The sequence below is a fragment of the Bradyrhizobium sp. AT1 genome (assembly GCF_001590795.1).
Lineage (GTDB): Bacteria > Pseudomonadota > Alphaproteobacteria > Rhizobiales > Xanthobacteraceae > Bradyrhizobium.
Genome location: NZ_JXDL01000001.1, coordinates 5,808,145 through 5,809,782 on the forward strand (window position 1 = coordinate 5,808,145; position 1,638 = coordinate 5,809,782).

Here is a 1,638-nt window from a genome sequence, read left to right on the forward strand (position 1 = left end):
AGATCGGCAACACCGCGCAGGGCTGGGCCATGCATGCGATGGTGCTCGACATCGATGTCGGGCCGATGCTGCAGACCCACAAGCTCCTGACCTCGGTGCTGTTCGCGCGTGCCAAGGGCTACAGCCGTCCGCTCACCGCGGCCGAGCTCGAGATGATGAACCTCACCGGCGACGGCACCGGCCTCGACATGGTAACGATGCCGCAGGCGATGCGCGAACAGGTGCCGACCTCGAACTTCTTCCAGCGCGGCGGCTACGAGCGCAACCCGGTCGCGATCCGCCACAACACGGTGGCCAAGCTGCTCGCGGTGACGGATGAGCGGATGGACGTGAACAGCGGCAAGCCCGGCGCCAGGGAATTGGCGGCGGCGTTCTAGCCCTTCGCCTTGCCGCATTCTCCGATGTCATGCCCCGGCTCGACCGGGGCATCCAGTATGCCGCGGCCTCTCGATTCAATCACGACGGCCTCTGGAAAATCGGATCACCCGCCTTCGCGGGTGATGACACCGAGAGTGTGGCGGCGCGTCGTTCCGCCCGCCGCAGCCCCTACTGATCCGGCCCGAACTTGAACTTGCCGTCGCCTTCCAGGTACGGGCCGCTGCGCATGTAGAGCTGGCCGTTGTGACCGATGAAGAACAGCGTGCCCTTCGGCACTTTCTTGGCGCCCTTCAGCAGTTCGCCGGCGTTGCTGGTGCCCATCTTGTAGGAAAAGGTCTTGCCTTCCTTGTCATAGGCGTAGCCGGTGTCGGGCTTGAGCTCCCACGGTGTTGCCGGGGCTTGCGCCAATGCGGGCGCTGAAAAGGCGCCGAGTGCGACTGCGATTGCAAATGGCTTGATTGAAAATGCCGTCATTCCCATCCTCCCACGGTCGGGACATCCGGGCTTGAACAAATCACGAACGGTATGTCCGGGTCAATTTGCGAAAGCGCCGCAGCACATCACGTCTTGCCCAGCAGTTTGTGATTTTCCCTTCGTCCCCTCGCGACTATGTTCCGCTTTCCGTCTAGAACGCAACTCGACAAAATTATTGGCAGGGATGATTCGGATGCGCCATGTGATTAAACTTTGCTGGGCTGCTGCATTGTCGTTGACGGCCCTGGTGCCGGCCGCCCGGGCCGATGACTACCAGCTCAGCCACAACCAGCGCATTTCGTGCAGCCGCGGCCTTGCCCCGGGCAAGCTGAACACGGCGACCTGCAAGTCCTACACCTATCTCTTCAATACCAAGACCTCGGAATATTTCCGCTGCCAGGTTTCGCTGGCGCTGACCCGCGACAACAAGGAAGTCATCAACGTCCAGACCGACGGCGGCTGCACCAAGAAGCCGCGCATCTTCGAGACCGACGGCAAGTATGATTTCGACGCGACCGAGACCGAGCCGCCGAACACCAATTCGTTCTTCGGTCCCGGCGGCTATTCGGTGTGGGCCGCCGACGTCGGCGCGCAGAAGGTCCGCGGCTGCATCACCATCTCCTCCGGCCTCGGCTCCGACATCTCCAAGTGTCTGGACATGACGTTCCAATGAGGGGGATGAGGCACCTCTGACGGTGCGCTCCCTTCCCGCTTGCGGGGGAGGGTTGGGGAGAGGGTGTCTCCGCAACGGGACAATCCCTTAGAGGATAAGGCCCTCACCCGCGC

Annotated in this window: 2 protein-coding genes and 1 pseudogene; 2 read left to right on the plus strand and 1 reads right to left on the minus strand. The window is 62.5% G+C overall.

Annotated elements, in window-relative coordinates; translation table 11 throughout:
* Positions 1-377 (plus strand): annotated as a pseudogene (locus SE92_RS26945) (hypothetical protein); the annotation flags it as partial.
* Between the two features lie 169 nt (positions 378-546).
* On the opposite strand, the gene SE92_RS26950 reads toward SE92_RS26945, so the two are convergent.
* Positions 547-852, minus strand: a complete 306-nt coding sequence (locus SE92_RS26950) for a hypothetical protein (RefSeq protein WP_063203784.1) — start codon at positions 850-852, stop codon at positions 547-549.
* Between the two features lie 193 nt (positions 853-1,045).
* Here SE92_RS26950 and SE92_RS26955 point away from each other — a divergent pair, with 193 nt between their 5' ends.
* Entirely contained in the window at positions 1,046-1,525 is a 480-nt protein-coding gene (locus SE92_RS26955; protein WP_063203785.1) for a hypothetical protein, read from the plus strand.
* The last annotated feature ends 113 nt before the right edge of the window (positions 1,526-1,638 follow it).

Excerpts from the sequence above, each read along its gene's own strand:
- SE92_RS26950 (WP_063203784.1), bottom strand. The coding sequence starts at position 852 with ATGACGGCATTTTCAATCAAGCCATTTGCAATCGCAGTCGCACTCGGC.
- SE92_RS26955 (WP_063203785.1), top strand. The coding sequence starts at position 1,046 with ATGCGCCATGTGATTAAACTTTGCTGGGCTGCTGCATTGTCGTTGACG.